Origin of the sequence: Myxococcus sp. XM-1-1-1, from assembly GCF_020037095.1 — a bacterium.
Taxonomy (GTDB): Bacteria; Myxococcota; Myxococcia; order Myxococcales; family Myxococcaceae; genus Myxococcus; species Myxococcus fulvus.
The window spans coordinates 118,790-139,220 of the sequence record NZ_JAIQDH010000023.1 but is presented as its reverse complement, the minus strand read 5'-3'; the positions used below and the strand labels follow the sequence as shown (position 1 = coordinate 139,220).

The window sequence follows — 20,431 nt, the reverse complement described above, 5'->3', positions numbered from 1 at the left end:
CCCGCTCGCCGCGAGCCAGTCGCGGCGAGCGGAGGCTCGTCTCAGCCCAGTCCCACGCGAGGCGACACGTGCGGGCGCTCCAGCGACTCCAGGAAGGAGCCGAGCGCCGCGTTGACGAGCGCGGGCTCCTCCACCGTGGACGAGTGCCCGCCTCGCGGCAGCCGCGCCAGCTTCGAGCCGGGGATGAGCTGGTGGAGCCGCTCGGCCTTCGCCGGGACGGTGGCCACGTCCTCCTCGCCCACCACGATGAGCGTGGGCACGCGGATGCTCGGCACCTCGTGCGACACCGCGTTGCGACGAATCACCCCGTTGACCGCGCGCCAGATGTCGCGGCGGTTCTCCAACAGGCGCGCCCGCCACAGCGCCCGCTCCTCGGCGCGGTTCGGGTCCGTCAGGAAGTTGCGACCGAACATGATGCGCATCACCGGGTCCACCACCGGGCGCAGGCCGGCCAGCCGGGCGATGAGGTTGAGCAGCGTGTAGCGCGGCACGTTGGCCAGCGGCTCCGGGTCCGCGGACGTCTCCATCAAGGTCAACGAGCGCAACAGCTCCGGCCGCCGCGCCGCGATGCGCATCCCGATGAAGCCGCCCATCGACAGGCCGACGAAGTGGCACGGCCCCACGTCCAACTGCTCCAACAGCCCCACCGCGTCCAGGTACAGCGTCTCCATGTCGATGGCGCTGACGTCCGGCACGGCGCTGCGGCCCTGCCCCCGGTGGTCATACGCGATGCACCGGTAGCGCCCTCGCAGCGCGTCCACCTGCGGGTCGAACAGCCGCGTGCTCCACAGGAGCCCATGGCTGAAGAGGATGGGCTCGCCCGAGCCACCCGTATCTTCGTAATGCAACTCGGTTCCATTCACGGACAGCATCGGCATCGCGGTTCCCTCCCCACCTGCGAGCAGGATAGGCCAGGGCGTGACGCGACATGGCAACAGTCTTGCCGCGTTGCGCCGGCTGTCGACTCGCGGACGCCCGGCGTGCGTGCGGGCGTCCCGGGGTTACCAGAGCCCCTGCGTCTGCAGCAGCGTGCCCAGCTGGCCGGGCGTGGCGGTGGTGGCGGTGAACAGGCGCTCGGCGGCCTCCGGGGACGGGTTCTCCCAGGACAAGAGGCCGGTGGCCTCGTCGCGGCGGCACAGCACCAGGCTCGAGCGCACCTGGTCCGCCGAGTCGAAGGACAAGAGGTCCATCAGGCCCGGGCTCTGGCTGGTGAAGAAGCTCTGCCGGCCCTTCAGGGGCTCCACGCTGGCCCGCACCAGCTGCGGGTGGAGCGAGTGGGCCACCTCGTCGGCGACCACCACCGCGCGCGCCCGGGCCAGGTAGTGCTGGAGCGCCAGGAGCCGCTTCTGGCCATGGCCCAGGTGCCGCGCCGACACGCGCGTCCCCGCGGGGCCCAGGAAGTCCAGCTCCAGCCCACCGAGCGTCAGCGACTCGTACTTGCCCTCGGGCGGGGCCTCCACGGGCACGAGCACCGCCTCCGCGGAGGTGAAGCCCAGCAGCCTGGCCGCGTCGCGCAGGAAGGGCACCGCGTCCGAGGGGACGACATAGCGCGGGGAGCCCCACTGGGCGGCCGCGAGCCGGCGCAGGCCATCCAGGAGCGCCTCGGACGCGAGCCCCATGCCGGTGGCCAGCACACCTTCCGCGCGCCGCGAGAGGCGCAGCTCGACCTGGTAGAGCTGCTCGAAGTACGCGAGCCCCTCGTCGAAGCGGCTCAGCCCCGCGAGCGCGGACACCTCGCGCGCCATGGCGAGCAGCGGCTCCACGGTGGCGGACCCCTCGCCGGTCTTCTCCACCCAGGCGATGCCTCCGGACATGAGCACCAGCCACAGGCGGCCGGCGACCTCCGGCGCCAGGCGCTCCTGCACGACGAGCGACGCGTCGTCCTCGCGCGAGACGGTGACCTGGAGTCCCTCGCGGCGGATGACCAGCGGCCAGGCCATGTCGCGCGGCGAGACGACGATGTCCATGAAGAGCCCGGCCGCCACGGGCCCGCTCTGGGGAGGCACCGGCTCGTTGCGGACCCGCACGGTGATGTGGCCGGTGTCCGCGGCGAGCGCGTACTCCAGGTCGAACGGCTCCGCCGCGAGCGTGGTGAAGTCCGAGCTGGCCACGGCGGCGACCAGGTCCAGCAGCAGCGTCTTCCCCGTGCCGTTGCGTCCCAGCAGCACGTTGAAGGACGGGCTGAACGACAGCCGCGTGCCGGGCTTCACGGCGCGGAAACGGTGGACCTGGAGCCACTGGAGCTTGAGCATCGCCCCCGAGCCTCCCCTCGCGGTGAGCCAGGGTCAACCCTGCCCGGGACGAAACGGGCACCCACGAGAGAAGTCAAACATCGTCCCTGGTGAAGACAAACCCAGCAGCCAGGCTGCAGGAGCAATCCACTGACAGCACCCGTGCGCCGGCCCATCCACCGCCGGAGCTCCCGACCCAGGAGGGCGGCCAAGCCCCGCCATCCCCGGGAGCCCGGCTTGTCATGACAGGGCGCGAAGGGCAGGCTCACGGCTCCGCCCCGCCATGCGCCCCGCCCGTCCCGTCCTGCTCGTCCTCGTCTTCCTCGCGCTGCTCGGCACCGCCGCGGGCATCACCCTCGCGCTGCGCTCACCGGGCTCGTCGGCCCCGGCTCCCGTGCCCCGGGCCGCGACGCCCACCGCCACCCCCACCCTGGCCCCCGCGGTCCAGGCGAGCGCGACGCCCACCGCGGTGAAGGACGCGCATCCCGCGCGCGGTGTCTACGCGGGCTCGGAGGCGTGCGGCGAGTGCCACGAGGACGAGCACGCCGCGTGGGGCAAGGACTGGCACGCGCGCGCGTTGTCCCCCGGGACGCGCGAGTTCGTGGTGGGCGACTACGCGAAGCGCACGCACTTCAAGGGCGACTCCAGCGAGGCGTGGATGCGCCGCGACGGCGAGCGCCACTTCATGCGCACCAAGGGCTCGGACGGACAGCTCGCCGAGTTCCCCGTGGAGTGGGTCATCGGCGGCAAGCGCATGCAGGACCCCGTCGCGGTGATGCCCGACGGACGCTGGCAGGTGCTGCCCGTCTACTACCACGTCACCGGCAAGGGCGAATGGGTGGACTACTCGGAGACCAAGCAGGGCGCGCTCACGCCCGAGCACCCGTTCTTCTGGACCAACTTCCGCCGCAGCGCGCAGCACGCGTGCCTGGACTGTCACGTCACCGGCCTCGACGCGCGCTATGACCGCGACCAGCACACGTGGACCACCGCCTTCACCGACGCGGGCGTCGCGTGCGAGAGCTGCCACGGCCCGGGCGCGCGCCACGCCGACACGCAGGAACCCAAGGACATCGTCCAGCCGTCCAAGCTGTCCCACGAGTTGGGCTTCGCCGTGTGCGCGCAGTGCCACGGCCCGCGCCGTCCGCTCTTCCCCATCCTCGACACCACGCACCGCTACCAGCCCGGCCAGCGCTACGAGGACTTCTACCAGCCCATCGTCGTCTTCCTCGGCAACGAGCGCTCCGGCGACTACTTCACCGACGGCCGCCCCAGCACCTCCAGCTTCGAGTACCAGGCCCTCATCCAGTCCGCGTGTCATCTCAAGGGCGGCGCCACCTGCCTCACCTGCCACACCGCGCCGCACGAGCCCAACGCCCCCAACGAGCTGAACCTCCCGGACAAGTCCCAGACGAAGGTCTCCGTCGGCTCGGCCACCTGTCAGCAGTGCCACGCGGACCTCTTCGCCCGGGCCGCCCAGCACGCGCGCCACACCTCGCGCGAGGCGCAGGACTGCCTGGCCTGTCACATGCCTCCCGTCGTCTCCGGCGTGCTCGACAAGTTCGCGGACCACGCGCTGGACGTCCCCGCGCCCCAGAACACCACGCGCCACAACATCCCCAACGCGTGCAACACCTGCCACACGAAGCAGACGCCGGAGGCCATGGCCCAGGCGATGACGAAGCTGTGGCCGGCCGCCGCGAAGCGACAGGAGCGCCGCCTCCGGCTCGCGGACGCCTTCGACGACAAGACCGCCCAGACGGGGCGCCCCGCGCTGGAGGCCACGCTCGCGGATGCGAACGAAGCCCCGTCCCTGCGCGGCGCGGCGGCGAAGGTGCTGGTGCGTCGCTACAAGCGCGAGGCCATCCCCGCCCTGCGCGCCGCGCTCAAGAGCACCCAGGACAGCCAGCTGCGCACGGACGTCATCGAGGCGCTGAGCCTGGTGAACGCACGCGAGGCCAGCGAGGACCTGGCCGCCCTGCTCCAGACGGAGTCTCTCTGGGTCCGTCAGGCGGCGGCGGTGACGCTCGCGAGCTTCGGTGACGCTCGCGGCCTGTCCGCCGTGGAGGCGCTGGCCTCCAAGCCGGAGACGTCCGGGCTGGTGCAGCCGCACCTGTTGCTCGCGCAGCTCGCGGTGCGCCGCAAGGACCTGACCACCGCGGTGCGCGAGTTCGAGAAGGCGTTGGACCTGCAGCCCTACAACCCCGACGCCCTCATCCGTCTGGCCGATGTCTATGTCGTGCAGGGACAGGTGGAGCGGGGCCGCGAGCGCCTGGAGGAGGCGCTGCGCTTCGACCCGCAGAGCCGCGCGGCGAAGCAACGTCTGTCCATGCTCCAACAAGGACGCTGAGGCGCGGGACCGCTCGCGGACGAAGCCTCCCGCCGCTCCATCCACTGTTGAGCAGGCACTCGCCGGTTCTGTCCGGCAGGAGGGGCCTCGCCCCACGGTACGTGGCCGGTATCGGGTGCCTCCCCTACCTCAGGGCACCCGATATGAACGCCCTGCTGCTCGTCCTCCTGCTTTCGCACCCTGGCTCCGAGCCGGGCGTGTTGCTCGCCCAGGCCCGGCCACGCCCCGCCGTGCGACAGCGGACGCAGCCGCGCCAGCGCGTGCCCCGGGTGCTGCCCGCCCAGGGCCCCGCGAAGCCGCCGTCCGCCCAGGGACAACAGACGCCGCCCCGGAATCCCGGCGCGCCCTCACAGGCGCCGAGCACGCCCGGGCCCGGCCCCTCGGGTGACGACTCACCCCAGCCTCCGCAGCCCGAGGTGTCGGACCCGCTCCTGACGCCGGTGCCGCCCGCGCCCATCCAGATGAAGTCCTGGGACGAGGCGCTGGAGCTGGTGCGGCAGCGCTCCACGGACTTGAGGACGGCGCTGGCCCAGGTGGAGTCCGCCGCGGGACAGGCGCGCATCGCGCTGGCGGGGCTCTTGCCCACCGTCACCGGCACCGTGGGCGTGCAGTACAACGTGCTGGACCCGGACGCGACGACGTTCATCGGCGGCGGCGCGGGGGGCGGCGTGGGCGGTGGCATCGGCGGCGGCGTCGGCGGAGGCACCGGCGACGGAGACGGCCTCCGGCCCACGCAGCCGCCCGTCGTGGGCTTCCTCTCCGCGTCCATGCCGTTGCTCGACTTCCAGGCCATCGGCGCGCGCCGCGTCGCCCGTGAGGCCCAGCGCGCCGCGACGCTGTCCCTGGCGGAGACCCGGCGTCAGCTCAGCGGAGCGCTGGCCCGCGCGCTGGTGCAGGTGGCCGCGCAGGAGCGGCTGGCCGAGGTCAACCGCGTCAACCTGCGCACCGCGCTGGAGCGGCTGGCCCTGGCGGAGCGGCGGTTGGAGCTGGGCGCCGGCACGCGGCTGGACGTGGTGCGCGTGCAGCAGGACGCCGAGGCGGCGCGGGCCCTGGTCGTCACCGGGGACGAGAACCTGAGGCAGGCAAGAGAGGGGCTCGGCCTGGCGCTGGGCATGCCCCAGGCGGTGGGGCTGGCCAAGGGCGTGAGCGTGGAGGACCTGCTGCGAGGCGCGAGGAAGGACTGTCGCCAGCTGGAGGCGGTGGACGGGCGCTCGGACCTGGCGGCGGCGCGCTCGCGGCACACCGTGGCCGAGCGACAGGTCAGCGCGGTGAAGGCGCAGTACGCGCCGTCGCTCTCGCTGACGAGCACGACGATTGCGCTCACGGTGGAGGACGACGTGGTGAACGTCCCCATCTGGAACATCGGCGCCAGCCTGCTGCTGCCCTTCTGGGACGGCGGCGCGCGCGAGGGGCGGCTGAGGCAGTCCCGCGCGGAGGCGGAGGTGGCGCGCCAGCAGGTGGTGGAGCTGGAGCGCTCCGTCACGGTGGAGGTGGCCAGGGCGCGGCGCGGCGTGGAGGTCACCCAGGCGTCGCGGGACATCTCGTCGCAGGAGCAGCGGCTGGCCGAGGAGAACGACCGGCTCACCCGGCGCAGCTTCGAGGTGGGCACCGGCACCAGCCTGGAGCTCATCCAGACGGCCGCGGCGCTGCGGCAGGCCGAGCTGGCCCTGGTGGTGCGCGAGTTCGAGTTGGAGCAGGCGCGCGTCGAGGCGTTCCTGGCGGAGGCGGCATGCGACTGGTGAGGACATGGGGCGCGGCGGGCGCGATGCTCCTGACGCTCTCGGGGTGCAAGGGCTCGGGCAAGGAAGACGGACCGCAGGCGGGACAGGCCGCCGCGGGCACGGTGATGCCCGTGCAGGTGCAGGCGCTCTCCCCCAACGAGGTGCAGGACGCCGCCGAGTACGTGGGCGCGCTCATCTCGCGCAGCAGCATCAGCGTGTATCCCCAGGTCGCCGGCTACGTGCAGGCGATACCGGTGCGGCCCGGCACCCGCGTGCAGAAGGGCGAGGTGCTGCTCGTCGTCGACCCGCGCCGCGAAGAGGCGGGGCTGCGCGCCACGAAGGCGCAGAAGGCCTCCGCGCTGGCCCAGCGCGAGTTCGCCCGGCGCACCCGCGAGCGCAGCGCGCAGCTGCTCAAGGAAGGACTGCAGAGCCGTCAGGACTACGAGCAGGCGGTGGCGCAGGCGCAGCAGGCGGAGGCGAGCGCGCGGGCGATTGAAGCGCAAATCCAGTCGCAGCAGGTGCAGCTGGGCTTCTACGAGGTGAGCGCGCCCTTCGCGGGCGTGGTCGGCGACATCCCGGTGAAGGTGGGCGACTACGTCACGCCCCAATCGCAGCTCACGTCACTGGACCAGAGCAAGGCGCTGGAGGTCTCCGTGCAGGTGCCGGTGGACCGGGCGCGCGTCGTCCGGGTGGGCAGGACGCCGGTGGAGGTGCTGGACGAGAAGGGGAACGTGCGGGTGTCCGCGCCCGTGTTCTTCGTGGCGCCCACGCCCAGCGCGACGACGCAGCTGGTGGAGGTGAAGGCCGCGTTCGACAACACCGTGGGGCTGCGCGCCGGGGAGCTGGTGCGCGCGCGGCTGGTGTACGAGGCGCGCGAGGCGCTCACCGTGCCCACGGTGGCGGTGACTCAAATCAGCAGCCAGTCCTTCGTGTACGTGGTGGCGTCCGCCGACGGCGGCACGGTGGCGAAGCGCACGCCGCTGGAGGTGGGCGACGTGACGGGCAACGACTACGAGGTGACGGGAGGATTGGACGGGGGCACTCAGGTGGTCGTGAGCGGCCTGCAGCTGTTGAGGGATGGCCAGCCCATCAAGCCCATGCCCGCGAAGCCCGAGGACCAGGGCGTCGGCGGCGCCTCCGACGCGGGGCAGTGAGGGCACGGCATGTTCACCGACTTCTTCATCCGAAGGCCCATCTTCGCCAGCGTGCTGTCCATCCTCATCACGCTCGTCGGGGCCATCACCATCCCCGGCCTGCCGATTGAGCAGTACCCGGACCTGTCGCTGCCCGAGGTCCAGGTGACGGCCAACTACATCGGCGCGTCCGCGGAGACGGTGGAGAGCGCCGTCACCACGGTGCTCGAGCGCCAGCTCAACGGCGTGCAGGGGATGCGCTACATCTCCTCCACCAGCAGCAACACCGGGCAGAGCAGCATCACCGTCACCTTCGAGCAGGACCGGGATTTGGACATCGCCGCGGTGGACGTGCAGAACCGCGTCTCCACCGCGTCGCCGCAATTGCCCGCGGCCGTCAACGCACTGGGAATCACCGTCAACAAGGCGCAGACGCAGCTGCTCATGGCCTTCGGCCTGTTCGACGCGCAGGACCGCTATGACACGGGCTTCCTGAGCAACTACGCGGACGTGTACATCCGCGACGCCATCCTGCGCGTGAAGGGCGTGGGCGACGTGCGCATCTTCGGCGAGCGGCGCTTGGCCATGCGCCTGTGGCTGGACCCCTCGGAGCTGGCGAGGCGCAAGCTGGGCGCCTCCGACGTCGTCGCGGCCCTGAGCGCGCAGAACGTGCAGGTGGGCGCCGGGCAGGTGGGCCAGGAGCCCGCGCCGCCGGGACAGAACTACCAGTTCACCCTGCGCGTGCAGGGGCAGCTCGCCACCGCGGAGCAGTTCGGCGCCATCGTCGTGCAGCGGGGCCAGGACGGCTCGCTGGTGCGCGTGCGGGACGTGGGCCGGGTGGAGCTGGGCGCGGAGAACTACGCGCAGCTCTTGCGCTTCAACGGCCGCGACGCCGTGGGCCTGGGCATCTTCCAGCTGCCGGGCTCCAACGCGCTGGAGGTGCGCGACGGCGTGGTCCAGGAGCTCCAGCGGCTCAAGCGCAACTTCCCGCCGGGCCTGGAGTACGCGACGGCGTTCGACACCACCGCGGCGGTGGAGGCGTCGATTGAAGAGGTGCTCGTCACGCTGGGCGAGGCGGTGCTCCTGGTCGTGCTGGTCATCTTCATCTTCCTGCACGGCTGGAGGAGCGTGCTGGTGGTGGCCACCACGCTGCCGGTGTCGCTCATCGGCACGTTCATGTTCGTCAGCGCCTTCGGCTTCTCGCTCAACACGCTCACCCTGTTCGGCCTGACGCTGGCGACGGGTCTCGTCGTGGACGACGCCATCGTCGTCATCGAGAACGTGGAGCGCACCATGGAGGAGGGCTTCAGCCCGCGCGAGGCCACCGAGCGGGGCATGCGCCAGGTGGCCGGCGCCGTGGTGGCCATCGCCCTGGTGCTCTCCGCGGTGTTCGTCCCGGTGTCGTTCTTCCCCGGCACCACCGGCGCCATCTACCGCCAGTTCGCACTCACCCTCGCCTTCTCCATCAGCCTCTCCGCGCTGGTGGCGCTCACGCTGTCGCCCGCGCTGTGCGCCCGGCTGCTGCGTCCGCACGAGGGCCAGAAGTGGCTGTTCTTCCGCAAGTTCGACCAGGGCCTGGACCGCTTCCGCGACGGCTACGGGCGGCTGCTCCACAAGCTCATCGGCCCGTGGAAGTGGCCGGTCATCATCGTCTTCGCCCTGTGCCTCTTGGGCACCGCGTGGGTGTACCGCGCCACGCCCTCGGGCTTCATCCCGGACGAGGACCAGGGCTACCTCATCATCGCGGTGCAGGGCCCGGAGGGCACCTCGCTGGACTACACGCGGCGGGTGCTGCTGCAGACGGAGGACATCATCCGCAAGCAGCCGGAGGTGACGGGCACCTTCACCGTGGGCGGCTTCTCGCTCCTGGGCACCGGCGCCAACTACGGCACCCTCTTCGTCAACCTGCGCCCGTGGGACGAGAGGAAGAAGCAGGAGGAGAGCGTGGCGGGGCTCGTGGAGCGGCTGCGCGGTCCGCTGCTCGGCATCGGCGGGGCGCGCGTGCTGCCCTTCCAGCCGCCCGCCATCCGCGGAGTGGGCAGCGTGGGCGGCTTCGAGTTCGTGCTCGAGGACCAGCAAGGTGGCCGCTCGCTGTCGGACCTGGCCAGCACCACGGAGAAGCTGGTGGGCAAGGCCAACCAGGCCTCCATCCTGCGCGGCGTGTTCTCGTCGTTCACCGCCAACACGCCGCTGCTCGACGTCCAGGTGGACCGCGAGAAGGCGCTGTCCCTGGGCGTGCCGCTGGACGCGTTGTTCGCCACGCTGCAGGTGTACCTGGGCAGCCAGTACGTCAACGACTTCACCTTCGCCAGCCGCGTGTACCGGGTGTACGTGCAGGCGGCCATGCCCTTCCGCAACGAGCCCAAGGACATCGGCGCGCTGTACGTCCGTTCGGCCACCGGGAACATGGTTCCGCTGGAGGCGCTGGTGCGCATCAAGCCCATCACCAGCGCGCAGAACATCCAGCACTACAACCTGTACCGCGCCGCGGAGATCAACGGGCAGGCGGCGCCGGGCGCCAGCAGCGGTCAGGCGCTGGAGGCCATGGAGGCCGCGGCGCGCGACGTGCTGCCGGAGGGCTACACCTTCGAGTGGACGGGGCTGTCGCTGGAGCAGAAGGAGGCAGGAGGGCGCGTGCTGCTCATCTTCGGGCTGGGCATCGTCTTCGTGTTCCTGGTGCTCTCCGCGCAGTACGAGAGCTTCGCGCTACCGTTCGTCATCCTGCTGGGCGTGCCGGTGGCCATGCTGGGGGCGCTCGCGTTCCAGAACGCGCGCGGCCTGCAGAACGACGTGTTCTGCCAGGTGGGGCTGGTCATGCTCGTGGGCCTGGCGAGCAAGAACGCCATCCTCATCGTCGAGTTCGCCGAGCAGCTGCGCCACGAGGGCCGCAGCGTGGTGGACTCCGCGATTGAGTCGGCGCGCACGCGCCTGCGGCCCATCCTGATGACGTCCTTCGCGTTCCTGATGGGCGTGGTGCCGCTGGTGCTCGCGTCGGGCGCGGGCGCGGCGGCGCGCAAGTCGCTGGGCACCACCGTGTTCGGCGGCATGTTGCTGTCCACGTTCGTCAACCTCATCTTCATCCCCGTGCTGTACGCGGTGGTGGAGTCCGCGCGCTCGCGGCTGCTCAAGCGGCACGAGCACGCACGACCTCCAGGCGGAGGCACACCGCCGCCCTCGGAGCCGCCCCGACCGCAGCCCGCCTGATGTCCATGGCGGGGCTGATACGACCCAATATCCCACGCCGGAGGGTTCGCTATCCTCCGTCGATTCATGGCCCGCTCCATGCCCCTCGACGTCCAGCGTCGTCGGCTGTATGCGCTCAAGCGCGCTCCCGCGCTGCGCCACACCAGCAACACCGTCCTCCTCCAACTGCTCGACCTGGCCTGGGACGTCGCCTGGGCGCAGGACACGGTGCTGTGCGAGGAGGGCCAGGAGGCCCACGGCTTCTTCCTGCTGTTGGAGGGAGAGCTGGAGGCCCGCCGCGACGGTGAGCTCCTGTTGACGCTCGGCCCCGGCACGCCGCTGGGGTTCGAGGCGTTGATGGGCGGCCACTACTCCGTCACCGCGCGCGCGGCCACCACCTGCAAGGGCCTGTTCTTCCCCAGGGACGCGGTGTGGGCGCTCGTCCACGCGCGCGCGGGCCTGAGACAGGACCTCAAGCGCTTGTTGGCGCACGCCGAGCCCCCCCGGCAGCCGGACCCGCTGCCCCACGTGGAGGTCGTCACCTTCTCCAGCGAGGTGACGGGCGCGCCGCTGTCGCGGCTCATCGAGCTGGTGGCCAAGGTCATCACCCACGACTTCAAGGACCGGGTGCTGCTGGTGCGCACCGCGGAGCCGGGCACGTGCGAGCCCGCGCCGGTGAAGGGCGCGGACGGCGTGCTGCGCGCCTGGGTTCCCGCCCCCCAGCGCGGCGCCCCGGGACGGCTGGGCCTGGAGCGCCTGCGCGAGTTCGCCCGGGAGGGCGACTTGCACTACGTGTTCCTCGACGGGTGCCAGCTGGCGGAGGGCGCGCTCCTGGTGGACAAGCACGTGGCCCTGGTGCCGCGCCACGAGCCCACGCGCGAGTTCCGCCTGGCGAAAGGCCGGGTGCTGCCCACCGTGCTCATCGACCCGGTGCGCCCGCCCCGGAGCGCCGCGCTGGAGGGGCGGCCCCAGGACAGGCCCGGCGCGGGCACGCACGTGTTGCAGCCGTGCCGGCTGAGGCTGGACGTGGGACGACTGGAGGGGCTGGAGGTGGACGACCGTCCGCTCGCGGCGCTGCGACTGGGCTGCGCGGAGCGGGACGCGCTGTCGCGCTGGGCCCGGGCCATCACCCACCGGCGCGTGGGGCTGGCGCTCAGCGGCGGCGGCGTGTGGGGCTTCTACCACGTGCATATCTTGCGCTGGCTGGTGGAGCACCGCGTGCCGGTGGACTTCATCAGCAGCTCGAGCATGGGCTCGTTGGTGGGAGCGTACTTCTGTGGCACGGCGCTGGATGGACACAATGGCCTGTCGGGGCTGCGACGCCTGGAGGAGCAGGCCATGCGCCGTCGGCTGTCGCTGGCGGCGATGGCGGCCGTCGTCACCACGTACTCGCTGGAGCACCTGGTGACCGGGGACCTGGGCGACGTGGGGCTGGAGGAGCTGTCCATCCACTTCCTGCCCGTGGCCACGGACCTGACGCGCGGCGAGTGCATGGCGCTGGAGCGGGGCCACGTGGCCCAGGCCGTGCGCGCGAGCGGGTCGGCGCCCGGGATGTGGGCGCCCACGGTGGTGCCTCCCGCACGCTACGTGGACGGGGCCTTCACCAGCATGGTGCCCGCGAACGTCCTGGTGAGCGCGGGAGCGGACCTCGTGTTCTCCAGCAACATCTTCCCCTTCGGCGTGCGCGAGCCGGCGTGGATGCCGCAATCCCGCGCGGGCCGCTTCCTGGCGAATCTCAATCCTGTCTCAAGGGCGCTGGACCTGGTCGCCAGCGGTGTGTTGCTGTTGCATCGCAGCGGCGACGCGGAGAGCTTGATGGCGGACGTGAGTTACGACATCCAGTCAGCGGACACTCCGCTGAGGACGGCGATGGAGTTCACCAAGGCGCGAGACATCCTGGAGCGCGCCGCCACGGACGAAGCCCTGGCGGAGAGGCTCACCGAGCTCAAGGCGCACTGGGAGCAGATGCGCGCGCACTGTGGCCCGAACGGCCGGCACCGCGGAGGCCAGCAGGCCGCATGATTCCCGTGAGAATCCTGGGCACGGCGAGCCTGAGACCGGGCCCCGCCGTGACGACGGCGGAGCTGTGCGCGCGCGTGGGGCGGGACGTGGCCGAGGTGATGCGCAAGACGGGCATCCACACGCGTCACTTCGCGCCGCCGGGCACCCAGGCCGCGGACGTGGCGGCGCAAGCGCTGCGAGGCGCACTGGACGCGGCGGGGCTTCCGGCGCGCGCGCTCAAGCGCATCTTCTGCGTCAGCTCCATGGGCGGCGACGTCACCACGCCGGCCACGGCGAACCGGGTGGCCGCGGCGCTGGGGCTGTCGGGCAGCTGCGACGCGATGGACCTGAGCAACGCGTGCATGGGCTTTTTGAGCGCGTTCGACCTGGCGGCGCGCTCGGTGGCGACGGGGCTGGGGCCGGTGGGCATCGTGTCGGTGGAGCTCTTGTCGCGCACCACGACGCCGGAGGACCCGCGGCCCTACCTGGTGCTGGGGGACGCGGCGGCGGCGGCGGTGCTGGGGACGGGGCGCCCGGACGAGGGCGTGCTGGGCGTGGCGCTGGGCAACGACGGCTCGCTGCCCACGGACGTGGTGCTGGAGAACCCGCATGCGACGGGCCGGCTGGAGCGGATGCGCTTCCTGACGCCCAGCAAGGAGATGACGCGGGTGGCGCTGGACGCGCTGGTGCGCGCGACACGCGAGGTGCTCGACGGGGCGAAGGTGGCCTTGCGCGACGTGGAGTGGGTGCTGACGCACCAGCCCAACGGGCGGATGCTGGACGCGGTGCTGGACGCGATGGGCGTGGAGGCCCGGCGCAGCGTGCGCGTGGTGGACACGCTGGGCAGCGTGGGCTCGGCGTCCCTGCCCACGTGTCTGGACGTGCTGTGGCGCACGAAGCGGCTGAAGCCAAAGGACCGCGTGCTGCTGGTGGGCGTGGGCGCGGGCGTCGCGCACGGCGCGGTGCTGTACCAGGTGGGGGGATGAGACGCGCCGGGGGTCTGCCCCTCGCCACGTGGCTGGGCTTCTTCAAGCTCCTCCAGCGCTACCACCGCTACGAGGTGGTGAACCTGGAGCCGCTGCTCCGGCCCGGCGCGAAGCTCATCGTCGGCTACCACGGGCGGCCCCTGGCGGTGGACCTGTGCATGCTGACGGTGACGCTGCACGAGCGCCTGGGCTACCTGCCGCACGGCGTGGCGCACGGTGCGTTCGACCGCATCCCCGGCATGCGCGCGGTGGCGGACGGGCTGGGCTTCGTCACCGGCGATGACGCGCGGCTCGCCCAGGCGGTGGCCCGGGGCGAGCATGTGCTGCTGCAACCGGGTGGCACACGCGAGGGGTGCCGCAGCTTCCGCCACCGCTACCGGGTGAGCTGGGGCGAGCGGCTGGGCTATCTGCGGTTGGCGGTGCGCTACCGGCTGCCCATCGTCCCCGTGGGTGGCAGCGGCATGGATGACGCATTCCTGGGGCTCAACGACGGCTATGCGCTGGGGCGGCGCGTGGGGATGCCCGCGCGGCTGCCGTTGTGGCTGGGGGTGGGGGCGACGGGCGTGTGGCCCTTGTCGCTGCCCTTCCCCGTGAAGATGACGCAGTGGGTGGGCGAGCCGCTCACGCGTCACCTGGCGCCGGACTTCGACGCGGGTGACCGCGCGTCGATGTTGCAGGCGCACGGGGAAGTGGCGGGCGCCGTGCAGGCGCTGTTGGACCGGGCACGCGGCCGGAGCCCCGCGCGAGTGGCAGGGAAGGCAGTGGTGAGATGAAGGACTCGGAAGGGGAGCCCCCCGATACGCAGGGGCGACGCTGGGCGCTCATCCTGGGGGTCTCCTCGGGCACGGGCGCGGCGATTGCCCACGCGGTGGCGAAGAAGCCCGGGCTGGATGTCTTCGGGGTGCACCGGGGGCGCTACGCGGACAACGCGGCGCAGGTGGAGCGGCAGGTGCGGGAGGCGGGCCGGCGCGCGCGGCTGTGGCAGGCGGACGCGTCCACGCCCGAGGCGGCGGAGGCGGGCGTCCTGGCGCTGCGGGAGGTGGCGGGGCCGCGCTCGGTGAAGCTCTTCGTCCACTCGATTGCGGGCGCCTCGGTGGGGCGCTTCCTGTCCGAGGGCGAGGACCGGCTGCACACGCGGCGCATCCGCAGGACGTTCGACACCATGGCGCACTCGTTCGTGTACTGGACGCAGGCGCTGGTGGCCGCGGACATGCTGGCGCCGGGCGCGCGGCTGCTCGGCCTGCAGAACTCCCTGGATGAGACACACCTGTCGAACACGGGGCTCATCAGCGCGTCGAAGGCGGCGCTGGAGATGTACGTGCGCTACCTGGCGCTGGAGCTGGGCGCGAAGGGCCACCGGGTGAACCTGCTCAAGTTCGGCACGGTGCTCACGCCCGCGCTCAAGCACGTGTACTCACCCGAGGCGCTGGCCCGGCTGGAGGAGGCCCACGCGCGGATGAACCCCGCGGGGCGCATGTGCACGGTGGAGGAGGTGGCGGACTTCGTCAGCGTGCTCGTGGGCGACGAGGCGGGCTGGTTCAACGGCGCCACCATCGACTACAGCGGCGGCATGACGCTGCGGCTGCTCGATTTGGTGCTCAACCCGTGACGGGCGCGGCGACGGGCTCGGGCATCCGGAAGCGCAGGCAGTAGAAGAACGGCGACACCTGCTCCTCGAGCACGTCCTCGGCGCGCGAGGGCAACAGCTCCCGGGGGCAGTGCGCGTCGCGCGTGTAGAACGTGATGGCCCGGAAGGCGGCGCGCTGGAAGAGCGAGGGGCGGCGGCCCGCGTCCAGCTGCTCGTCCACCACCACCACGGGCGTGCCCGGCTTCGCCACGCGGCCAAGCTCCCGCAGGCCCGCGGCCGGGTCGCGGTAGTTGCCGATGCCGCCCACGCTCAGCACGCGGTCGAACAGGCCCGCGCGGAACGGCAGCGTGTGTCCGTCCGCCATCAAGAGTCGTACGCCCGGGTAGCGCCCCTTGCGCAGGCGCTGCTGGCAGCGTCCCAGCATCCCCTCGCTCAGGTCCACGCCCCACACCTCCACCTCCTGGCCGGTGACGAGCTCGCGGCGGATGAGCGGCAGGTTCGCCCCCGCGCCCACGCCCACCTCCAGGATGCGCAGCGGCGTGCCGTCCGCGTGCGGCCGGAGCGCGCCCAGCTCCAAGCGCCGCAGGTAGCCCGCGCGCATCTTCGACTCGGAGACGGACTGGAAGAGCGGCGTGAGCACCGTGGTCAGCGGGTCATGCAGCGCGGGCAGCCCGTCGTAGATGACGCGCATCAGCCGGTCCGTGCCGCGCACCGCGTCCTCGCGATACAGCCGCGCCAGGCCCCGCTTCACCGGCCACGGCTCGCCGCAGCCACCGCAGCGAAGCCAGCCCCACGCCAGGCGCCCTTCCTCCTCCTGGCCGTGGAACACCAGCGTCCCGCCGCAGTCCGGACACGTCACCAGCGGGACATCCCCTGCCTTCAATCCACTAGACACCCGAGCCTCGTAGCACCTTCGCGCGCGCCACGTCGTCCCGCGTGCCCATCTGTTCGAAGCGCTCCAGTGCCCGTGTCAGGTGGGGCCCACGCGACGGGTCCTCCGAGGGGAGGTGTCGCGCCAGCTCCAGTCGCGCCCGGGCCTCCTCGTACGCCGTGCCCTTCGCCATGGCCAAGGCCACACAGTCGCGCCACGCCGCGTGCGCGCGCGGCGCATCGCCGGACAGCCACGCCTCACAGCCGCGCCACAGCTTCGCCGCGGGCTCGGCGAAGGAGAACACCCGGGCGAAGCCCTCCACCGCGCGGCACGCCTCGCGAGCGCCCCGCACCAGGGACGTGTCCTTGCCGCCGTCGCGCTCCCACAGCGTGAGCAGCACCTCCGCCACCGCGGTGACGCCGAAGTAGACGAAGTGCGCCACCGACTTGCCCGCGGTGAGCTTGGCGAGCGCCTTCTCCGCCGCCGCGCGCGCGCCCGCCACGTCGCCCTCGCGCAGCCGCACCAGCGCCAGCGTGCCGTCCAGGATGATGCGGTCCGTGAGGCCGCCCTGCGCCTCCGTCCACACCACCGTCTGCTCCAGCGCCGCGCGGGCCTTCAGGTGGTCACCGAGCCGCAGGTGGATGTGGGCCTGGTAGTGCAGCGCCCAGTGCTGCGTCTGGAGCGCCCCGCGCCGACGCGCCGAGTTCTCCAGCCAGTCCATCAGCGGCAGCCCCCGCTGGAACTTGCCCTGGTAGCACCCCACCACGGTGTAGAGCGCGCGGCACTCCTCCGCCAGCCGCAGGTCCCCCACCGAGTCGACGATGCCCGTGGCGCGCTCCAGCCACGCCTCCACCTCCGCCCAGCGCGCCATGTACGTCGCGTACACGGCGTTGCGGCACAGCACGTAGGCCAGGTCCGCGGGGCTGCCCACGCGCTCGGCCACGTCACGCGCGCGGCCCACCCACGCCTCGGCCACCGGACGCACCGGCACCGCGCCCGCCACCACCGCCATGTTGGTGTAGCCGCGCGCCAGCTCCGGGGACGCGCCCGCGGGCTCGCACAGGTTCAGCATGCGCAGGCCCGACCAGAGCACCGGCAGCGCCTCCTGCCCGTAGATGAACGCATCGGTGAGCCGCATGAGCAGCCGCCCCGCCACGCGCCGCACGCGCCGCCGCTCCTCGGACTCCACGCCCTGCGCGTCCGGCCGGGCGCTCTGCACCAGCCGCACCCCCATCTGCATCAGCGTGCCCACCGCCCAGCCCACGCGCGTCGTCGGCACCGGCCAGCCGAAGTGCCTGAGCGCCCGCTCCGCGTGGCCGCGGAACGCCTCCAGCTCGCCCAGTTGGAAGCGCGCCTCGGCGAGCAGCGCCTCCAGGTGGCCCAGCCGCAGCGCGTCCTTCGGGGACACCCGCTCCAGCGCGCGAGCGAGGAACGGCAGCGCCTCCCGGCACGCGCCCACCCGCAGGGCCTCCTCGCCGGCCTTCTGCGCGTACTCCACCTCGCGCGCGAAGTCGCCCGCCTCGCCCCAGTGGTAGCAGAGCGCCGCCGTGCGCGCGGAGCCCTCGCCGTACGCCGCCTCCATCGCCTCCGCGACGCGGCGGTGCAGCAGGGGACGCTCCGCGGCGGCCAGCTCCTCCAGCACGCCCTCGCGCAGCTTGTCGTGCGCGAACCTCCAGTGCCCGTCCGCCACGTCCAGCACCGCCGCCCCCGCGCAGTAGGACAGCCACCGCTCCACGTCCACGCCGGGCGCCGCGTGCCGCAGCAGCGTCACGTCCACCTGCCGTCCGACGATGGCCGCCACGCGCAGCAGGTCCCTCGAGCTGGCCGACACCTTCTCCAGCCGACGACGCACCAGCCGCCGCACGCCACCGGCGAAGACTCGCTCGGGCAGCGGCATGTCGCCCAGCCGGTCCAGCCCGCCCGCCTCCTCCGCCAGCGCCCGCGCCACCTCGACCAGGAAGAACGGGTTGCCCTCCGTCTCGCGGCGCAAGAGCTCCACCAGGTGGGGCCGCGCGCCGGCCGGGCCAATCATCGACTCGCTGAGGACCGCTATCTCCCCCGCGTCCAGCCGGGGCAGGCGCAGCACGTCCAGCGCGGGCAGCTGGGCGGGCAGGCCCGGGGCCTCGTCGTCGCGGAAGCTGCCCAGCAGCAGCAATGGCAACCCGGTGGCGCGCGCCGCCAGCCGGGACAACAGCAGCAGCGATTCCCCGTGGGCCCAGTGCAGGTCCTCCAGGAGCACCACCGTGGGCTGCGTCAGCCGGGCGAAGATGTCCTCCACGACTTGCAGCAGGCGCGCCTGCGCCATCTCCGCGCCCAGGTCCGCCGGGTCCGGCACCGGCCGCCCCAGCACCCCATCCAAATCAGGCACCAGCGGCTTGAGGACGCTCGCCTCGCGGTCATCCAGCGGCGTGAGGATGGACAGCCACCGCAGCACCGGCCGCCACTCCTGGTACGGACTGCCGCCCGCCGCCACCGCCTGGCCGCGCAGCACCACCGCGCCGCGCACCAGCGCCAGGGGCCGCAGCTCGTCGAGCAGGCGCGACTTGCCCACGCCGCTCTCCCCGCCCACCAGGAGCCCGCCCCCGCGCCCCAGCAGCGCCTGGTCCAGCACGGACGACAGGAGCGACAGCTCGCGCGCGCGGCCCACGTAGCGCGCGGCCTGCAGGAAGCTCTCGCGCGTGGTGACGGACTCGGCGGGCAGCGGCCGGCGCGTCGCGGCGCACAGCGCGGCAATCACCTCGTCCGCGCTCCGGGGCCGCTGGCGCGCGTCCTTCGACACCATGCGCTCGAGCACCGCGTGCAGCGCTTCGGGGAAGTCCGCGGGCGCGGCCGGCGCCCTCCCGTCGAAGGGCAGCCGCCCGAAAATCATCTGGCACGCCATGGCGCCCACGCTGAAGAGGTCCGTCACCTCCGAGGGCGGCTCGTCCTCGAACAGCTCCGGCGCCAGGTAGCCCGGCGTGCCGCCCGGCTGCGCGCGGTGCACCTGCTCGCGCCCCACCGCGAGCCCGAAGTCGAGCACCTTCACCTGGCCGCGCGCCACCAGCACGTTGGCGGGCTTCAGGTCCCGGTGGATGATGCCCCGGCGGTGCAGGTACGCGAGCGCCTGGAGCGTCTGCACCAAGAGCTCCACCTGCACGTCGAGCGGCTGGTGGGCGCCGGCCTTCACCAGGTGCCGCGCGTCCTCCAGCAGGTCCATGGCCAGGTACGGCCGGTGCTCGGCGTCGAAGCCGTAGTCCAGCACGCTGATGACATGCGGGTGGCGCACCGAGGCGAGCGTCTGGAACTCGTGCGCCAGGGACAGCGCCAGCTCGTGCCGGGCCGCCGAGGACGGGGTGTTCTCACCCGGCGGCAGCCGCACCAGGTCCTCCACCGTCTTGTGCAGCCGCTTGATGGCGACCGGGCCCGTCAGCAGGTCCTGCGCGCGCCACACCGTGCCCGCGCCGCCCCGCCCCAGGAACTCCATGATGCGGTAGCGGCCGCCCACGACCTCGCCGTCGCCGGACAGGCGCGCGGGTTCCTCGGAACGAGGCTGTGGCGCATCGAGTGGGATGTAACGCATGTGCGGGGGGCCGCCCGCCGGCGATGATAACGAAGTTTCAGGGAATCCGGGGGGTTGGTTTCCTTACAGTGATACACGGGTTGTTACACACCCGGCACCCTCCGGACTTCCCGTTGCCCCCTGGGGCAGGAGGCCCACCCACCGGGAGTATCAGCCGCCCATGAGGCTGGCCAGGCTGCGGCCGCCCTGGACGGCGCCGAAGATGAGGGCGCCGAAGTAGATGATGGTGCCCAGCGTCATGCCGTGGCCCGCCAGGATGGCGTAGCCGTCGCGCTGCAGGATGCCGATGGCGAAGAACAGCGCGGCCAGCGCGGGCAGGGTGTTGCTGAAGGGCACGAAGCCGAAGGGCATCATCAGCAGCACGCCGGCGACGAAGAGCATGAACCCGTTGAAGCGGTTGGTGCTGGCGCCGTGGGTGAGCGCGAGCAGGCGCGGCTTGCTCAGCCGGTCCACCCTGGTGAACACGTCCGCGCCCTTCTCCAGCGCGGGCTGCAGCGACGCGCGCGACAGCATCTTCTCCTGCAGCTTGCGCGGCAGCCACGGCACCCGGTTGAGCGTCACGCCCACGCCGATGAGCACGATGAGCGCGCCGAACACGGTGGAGACGCCCGGGATGGACACGGGCAGCAGGAAGGGGAAGGTCAGGATGCAGCAGAAGAGCAGCAGGCCCTGCTCGCCGCACGCCTGCATCAGCTCGCGCACCGTGAGCGACTCGGGCAGTCGCGCCGCCAGGGCGCGCAGCGTGGTGGAGAGCTGGACCTGGGTGTCGGAGAACCGGGCGGAGGACGAAGGGGGCATCGTGGACATG

13 protein-coding genes are annotated in these 20,431 nt (G+C 72.5%); 8 read left to right on the top strand and 5 right to left on the bottom strand.

What is annotated here, in order from left to right:
* Positions 1-41: 41 nt before the first annotated feature.
* Complete coding sequence (locus K8640_RS34025) at positions 42-878, bottom strand: alpha/beta fold hydrolase (protein ID WP_223750880.1); 837 nt, start codon at positions 876-878, stop codon at positions 42-44.
* A gap of 123 nt (positions 879-1,001) precedes the next feature.
* Entirely contained in the window at positions 1,002-2,252 is a 1,251-nt protein-coding gene (locus K8640_RS34020) for a hypothetical protein (protein WP_223750879.1), read from the bottom strand.
* 262 nt (positions 2,253-2,514) lie between these two features.
* Here K8640_RS34020 and K8640_RS34015 point away from each other — a divergent pair, with 262 nt between their 5' ends.
* The 8 genes from K8640_RS34015 (at position 2,515) to K8640_RS33980 (ending at position 15,214) form a co-directional block, all read left to right on the top strand.
* Positions 2,515-4,581, top strand: coding sequence for a HEAT repeat domain-containing protein (locus K8640_RS34015; protein WP_223750878.1), 2,067 nt, complete (start codon positions 2,515-2,517; stop codon positions 4,579-4,581).
* 143 nt (positions 4,582-4,724) lie between these two features.
* Positions 4,725-6,323 carry a TolC family protein gene (locus tag K8640_RS34010; RefSeq protein ID WP_223750877.1) on the top strand — a complete coding sequence of 533 codons (1,599 nt, stop codon included), beginning with the start codon at positions 4,725-4,727 and terminating at the stop codon, positions 6,321-6,323.
* A complete protein-coding gene (locus tag K8640_RS34005) occupies positions 6,311-7,456 on the top strand; it encodes an efflux RND transporter periplasmic adaptor subunit (protein WP_223750876.1) in 1,146 nt (381 codons plus the stop codon). Before K8640_RS34010 ends, K8640_RS34005 begins: the two co-directional genes overlap by 13 nt.
* Positions 7,457-7,465: 9 nt before the next feature.
* A complete protein-coding gene (locus K8640_RS34000; protein ID WP_223750875.1) occupies positions 7,466-10,639 on the top strand; it encodes an efflux RND transporter permease subunit in 3,174 nt (1,057 codons plus the stop codon).
* Between the two features lie 78 nt (positions 10,640-10,717).
* Positions 10,718-12,640, top strand: coding sequence for a patatin-like phospholipase family protein (locus K8640_RS33995; RefSeq protein WP_223750874.1), 1,923 nt, complete (start codon positions 10,718-10,720; stop codon positions 12,638-12,640).
* Entirely contained in the window at positions 12,637-13,605 is a 969-nt protein-coding gene (locus K8640_RS33990; RefSeq protein ID WP_223750873.1) for a 3-oxoacyl-ACP synthase III family protein, read from the top strand. The genes K8640_RS33995 and K8640_RS33990 overlap by 4 nt, the downstream gene beginning before the upstream one ends.
* Positions 13,602-14,378, top strand: a complete 777-nt coding sequence (locus tag K8640_RS33985) for a lysophospholipid acyltransferase family protein (protein WP_223750872.1) — start codon at positions 13,602-13,604, stop codon at positions 14,376-14,378. The genes K8640_RS33990 and K8640_RS33985 overlap by 4 nt, the downstream gene beginning before the upstream one ends.
* Positions 14,375-15,214, top strand: coding sequence for an SDR family NAD(P)-dependent oxidoreductase (locus K8640_RS33980; RefSeq protein ID WP_223750871.1), 840 nt, complete (start codon positions 14,375-14,377; stop codon positions 15,212-15,214). The genes K8640_RS33985 and K8640_RS33980 overlap by 4 nt, the downstream gene beginning before the upstream one ends.
* Here the strand turns inward: K8640_RS33980 and K8640_RS33975 are convergent.
* From K8640_RS33975 to K8640_RS33965, 3 genes are all read right to left on the bottom strand, one after another.
* Positions 15,204-16,088 (bottom strand): methyltransferase domain-containing protein, encoded by an 885-nt coding sequence (locus K8640_RS33975; protein WP_223750870.1) that lies wholly within the window; start codon positions 16,086-16,088, stop codon positions 15,204-15,206. The genes K8640_RS33980 and K8640_RS33975 overlap by 11 nt on opposite strands.
* Positions 16,081-19,623, bottom strand: coding sequence for a serine/threonine-protein kinase (locus tag K8640_RS33970; protein WP_223750869.1), 3,543 nt, complete (start codon positions 19,621-19,623; stop codon positions 16,081-16,083). The genes K8640_RS33975 and K8640_RS33970 overlap by 8 nt, the downstream gene beginning before the upstream one ends.
* Before the next feature lie 150 nt (positions 19,624-19,773).
* Positions 19,774-20,430, bottom strand: a complete 657-nt coding sequence (locus K8640_RS33965) for an exopolysaccharide biosynthesis protein (protein ID WP_223750868.1) — start codon at positions 20,428-20,430, stop codon at positions 19,774-19,776.
* Between the last annotated feature and the right edge of the window lies 1 nt (position 20,431).

Bases quoted from the DNA above. Each gene is read 5' to 3' on its own strand.
- K8640_RS34025 (WP_223750880.1), bottom strand. From the start codon at position 878: ATGCCGATGCTGTCCGTGAATGGAACCGAGTTGCATTACGAAGATACG.
- K8640_RS34020 (WP_223750879.1), bottom strand. From the start codon at position 2,252: ATGCTCAAGCTCCAGTGGCTCCAGGTCCACCGTTTCCGCGCCGTGAAG.
- K8640_RS34015 (WP_223750878.1), top strand. From the start codon at position 2,515: ATGCGCCCCGCCCGTCCCGTCCTGCTCGTCCTCGTCTTCCTCGCGCTG.
- K8640_RS34010 (WP_223750877.1), top strand. From the start codon at position 4,725: ATGAACGCCCTGCTGCTCGTCCTCCTGCTTTCGCACCCTGGCTCCGAG.
- K8640_RS34005 (WP_223750876.1), top strand. From the start codon at position 6,311: ATGCGACTGGTGAGGACATGGGGCGCGGCGGGCGCGATGCTCCTGACG.
- K8640_RS34000 (WP_223750875.1), top strand. From the start codon at position 7,466: ATGTTCACCGACTTCTTCATCCGAAGGCCCATCTTCGCCAGCGTGCTG.
- K8640_RS33995 (WP_223750874.1), top strand. From the start codon at position 10,718: ATGCCCCTCGACGTCCAGCGTCGTCGGCTGTATGCGCTCAAGCGCGCT.
- K8640_RS33990 (WP_223750873.1), top strand. From the start codon at position 12,637: ATGATTCCCGTGAGAATCCTGGGCACGGCGAGCCTGAGACCGGGCCCC.
- K8640_RS33985 (WP_223750872.1), top strand. From the start codon at position 13,602: ATGAGACGCGCCGGGGGTCTGCCCCTCGCCACGTGGCTGGGCTTCTTC.
- K8640_RS33980 (WP_223750871.1), top strand. From the start codon at position 14,375: ATGAAGGACTCGGAAGGGGAGCCCCCCGATACGCAGGGGCGACGCTGG.
- K8640_RS33970 (WP_223750869.1), bottom strand. From the start codon at position 19,623: ATGCGTTACATCCCACTCGATGCGCCACAGCCTCGTTCCGAGGAACCC.
- K8640_RS33965 (WP_223750868.1), bottom strand. From the start codon at position 20,430: ATGTCCACGATGCCCCCTTCGTCCTCCGCCCGGTTCTCCGACACCCAG.